Here is a 3328-nt window from a genome sequence, read left to right as displayed (position 1 = left end):
GCCGCCGCCCGCCGGTTTCTGCCGCCGTCGCCGGTTCCCGCCGCCCGCTGCCCGTCGCCCGCCGGTTTCTGCCGCCGTCGCCGCTGCCCGTCGCCCGCCGGTTTCTGCCGCCGTCGCCGGTTCCCGCCGCCCGCTGCCCGTCGCCCGCCGGTTTCTGCCGCCGTCGCCCGTTCCCGCCGCCCGCCGCCCGGCGCCGGTTGCCGTCGTCCGTCGCCGCGATCCCCGCCACCCGTCGCCGGTCGCCCGTCCCACGTCCCCTGGAGCCCTCGGGGCCGGCAGCCCCGGCCGTGCTGCCCTACGGCAGTGCGAACCCCGGGTCCATCCCGCCGAGCGCCCCGGTGCACAGGCAGTCCCGCTCGTCGTTCGACGGCAGGGCGGCCACCGCGTCGAACAGGACGCCGCGCAGCCGGTCCACATTGGCCGCGAACACCCGCAGCACCTCGTCGTGGGAGACGCCCTCGCCGGTCTCGGCGCCCGCGTCCAGGTCCGTGACGAGCGTCAGGGACGTGTAACAGAGCTCCAGCTCACGGGCGAGTGCCGCCTCCGGGTGCCCGGTCATGCCCACCACGGACCAGCCCTGCGCCTGATGCCACAGCGACTCGGCGCGGGTGGAGAAACGCGGCCCCTCGACGACCACCAGTGTTCCGCCGTCCACCGGCTCCCAGTCACGGCCCCGCGCGGCCTTCAGCGCGGCGGCCCGCCCCGTCGGGCAGTAGGGGTCCGCCAGGGACACATGCACCACGTTCGGCACGGTGCCGTCGGGCAGCGGCAGCCCGTCGAAGTAGGTGTTGGCGCGTGACTTGGTGCGGTCCACCAGCTGGTCCGGCACGAGCAGCGTGCCCGGCCCGTACTCGGGGCGCAGACCGCCGACCGCGCACGGCCCGAGGACCTGGCGCACGCCGACCGAGCGCAGCGCCCACAGATTGGCGCGGTAGTTGATCCGGTGCGGCGGAAGATGGTGGTCGCGGCCGTGCCGGGGCAGGAACGCGACCCGCCGGCCGGCGATCTCGCCGAGGAAGAGGGAGTCGCTGGGCGGCCCGTAGGGCGTGTCGACCTTCACCTCGCTCACGTCGTCGAGGAACGAGTAGAACCCGGAACCGCCGATTACACCGATCTCTGCGTCAGCCATGACACGCACCCTAACGGGACGGCCCTCGGACCTGCCCCGCACATGCCACGGACCCCACCGTCCATGACGGCGGGGTCCGGCAAGCGCTGTGGAGCCCGGTGAGGTGCCTCAGGTGCTCAGGGGTCCTCGGGGTCTCGGACGTCCCCGGCAGCCTCGGACGCCTCGGCGTCTCAGGCGGCGGTGGAGCCCGTCGAGGTGCTGGACGACGACGAGTCCGAAGAAGACGAGGACGAGGACGACGACGAAGAAGAGGACGACTTCGACGAGGCCGGCGAGCTGCTGGACGACGCGCCGCGGCTGTCGTTGCGGTAGAAGCCGGAGCCCTTGAAGACAATGCCGACCGCTGAGAACACCTTCTTCAGGCGCCCGTTGCAGCTGGGGCACACGGTCAGGGCGTCGTCGGTGAACTTCTGCACCGCCTCGAGGCCCTCGCCGCACTCGGTGCACTGGTACTGATAGGTGGGCACTGTCTTCCTCCTGGCACTCTCACTCGATGAGTGCTAACGACGGTCCATAGTGACGTATTCCGCGGGTTCAGTCCACTGTCACCGGCACGCGGTGACCGACGCCACGTGCGACTGTCCGCCCGGCGGACTGTGCCACCAGCCGGGAACGCAGCGCCAGCAGCGTGCCCAGGGCGAGCAGCGTGCCGCCCATCGGGACGAGGAACCCGGCGCCGTCCCAGAAGCGGTCCTCCAGCTGCCCGGCGACGGTGACGGCGGCGGCCTGTCCGAGCGCGACGGCACCGGTCAGCCAGGTGAACGCCTCGGTGCGCGCACCGGCCGGGACCAGCTTCTCCACCAGCGTGTAGCCGGTGATCAGCGACGGCGCGATGCACATGCCGACCAGCAGGCCGAGCGCGCCCAGCAGCAGAGCGGAGTGGGCCGTCCACAGGGCGGACGCGGCCAGCGCGAGCGCCGCGTACCCGAGGACGAGACGCCGGTGCGGGGCGACCTTCCAGGCGATCGCGCCGCACACGATGCCGGAGAGCATGTTGCCCGCGGCGAAGACGCCGTACAGCACGCCGTTCAGGCCGGGCTCGCCGATGGACTCGGTGAACGCGGCCAGCGAGACCTGCATACCGCCGAAGACGGAGCCGATGCCGAGGAACGTCACGATCAGCACGCGCACACCGGGCACCCGCAGAGCGGACGTGTGCTCCACGCGCGCGTGGCCCGCCGCCGGGCGGACGTCGGGCTGGGTGCTCTTCTGCGCGGCGAACAGCAGGCCGCCGACGAGGGTGAGCCCGGCCTCCGTGACCAGGCCCGCGGCCGGGGCGACGGCCGTGCACAGCGCGGTCGCGAGCAGCGGGCCGACGACGAAGGTCAGCTCGTCCGTGACCGACTCGAAGGCAGCCGCCGTGGTCATCAGCGGCGAGTCCTTCAGCTTCACGCCCCAGCGGGCCCGCACCATCGGGCCGACCTGCGGCACGGAGGCGCCCGTCGGCACCGCCGCCGCGAACAGCGCCCACAGGGGTGCGTGCGCGAGGGCGAGGGAGGTCAGGGTGAGCCCGGCCACGGCGTGCACGATCACACCGGGGACCAGTACGGAACGCTGGCCGTAGCGGTCGGCGAGCCGGCCGCTGTAGGGCGCGAACAGCGCCATGGACACGCCGGTGACGGCCGCGGCGGCGCCGGCCGCGCCGTACGAGCCGGTGGTGTGCTGCACCAGCAGCACGATGGAGATGGTCAGCATCGCGAACGGCTGACGTGCCGCGAAGCCGGGGAGCAGGAACGTCCATGCGCCGCGAGTGCGCAGCAGCTGTCCGTACCCCGGACGCGGGGTCGCCGGCGTCTTCTCCGCTTCGTGGGTGTCGTGGGTGACCGTGGATGCCACGGCCCGTGCCTTTCCGCCGCCTGGTAGCGCGCGCCGCCCGGTGAGGGGGCGCGTGCGCCGAGAGCTGTCCTCTTGCGCGGACTGCGGTAGATACCGGCGCCCATCACGGAGGGCGCCCGGCCGCCATACGGTCGCGCCAGCTCTGCATCAGGCAGAGTTGGTTCGATCTGGGTGCGCCTTTATCGTACAGGGATCTTCGGCGGGCACCCCTGTGAAAGCGAGCACCATCGCCCTACCCGCCTGGGAATGCCCGGCGTATGCGCCGCACGCCCTTGGGGGCGCCTCGTACGAGCCGTCCGGCCCCCGGGATACGAGCCGCCCGGACCCCGCGCCCTTCCGGCGCTGTCCCTTATACACATTTCC

3 protein-coding genes are annotated in these 3328 nt (G+C 72.8%); all 3 read right to left on the bottom strand.

Annotation, left to right across the window (positions count from 1 at the left end; translation table 11 throughout):
- Positions 1-295: 295 nt before the first annotated feature.
- Positions 296-1129, bottom strand: coding sequence for an S-methyl-5'-thioadenosine phosphorylase (locus tag MTQ10_RS29210; protein ID WP_247473401.1), 834 nt, complete (start codon positions 1127-1129; stop codon positions 296-298).
- A gap of 170 nt (positions 1130-1299) precedes the next feature.
- Complete coding sequence (locus MTQ10_RS29205) at positions 1300-1596, bottom strand: FmdB family zinc ribbon protein (protein WP_247473400.1); 297 nt, start codon at positions 1594-1596, stop codon at positions 1300-1302.
- Between the two features lie 67 nt (positions 1597-1663).
- Positions 1664-2965 carry an MFS transporter gene (locus MTQ10_RS29200; protein ID WP_247473399.1) on the bottom strand — a complete coding sequence of 434 codons (1302 nt, stop codon included), beginning with the start codon at positions 2963-2965 and terminating at the stop codon, positions 1664-1666.
- Positions 2966-3328: the final 363 nt, after the last annotated feature.

Source organism: Streptomyces sp. XM83C (assembly GCF_023072675.1).
Lineage (GTDB): Bacteria > Actinomycetota > Actinomycetes > Streptomycetales > Streptomycetaceae > Streptomyces > Streptomyces thermocoprophilus.
This window is presented reverse-complemented; position numbering and strand designations above follow the sequence as displayed.

Coding starts and splice junctions, on each gene's coding strand:
- MTQ10_RS29210 (WP_247473401.1), bottom strand. CDS start 1,129: ATGGCTGACGCAGAGATCGGTGTAATCGGCGGTTCCGGGTTCTACTCG.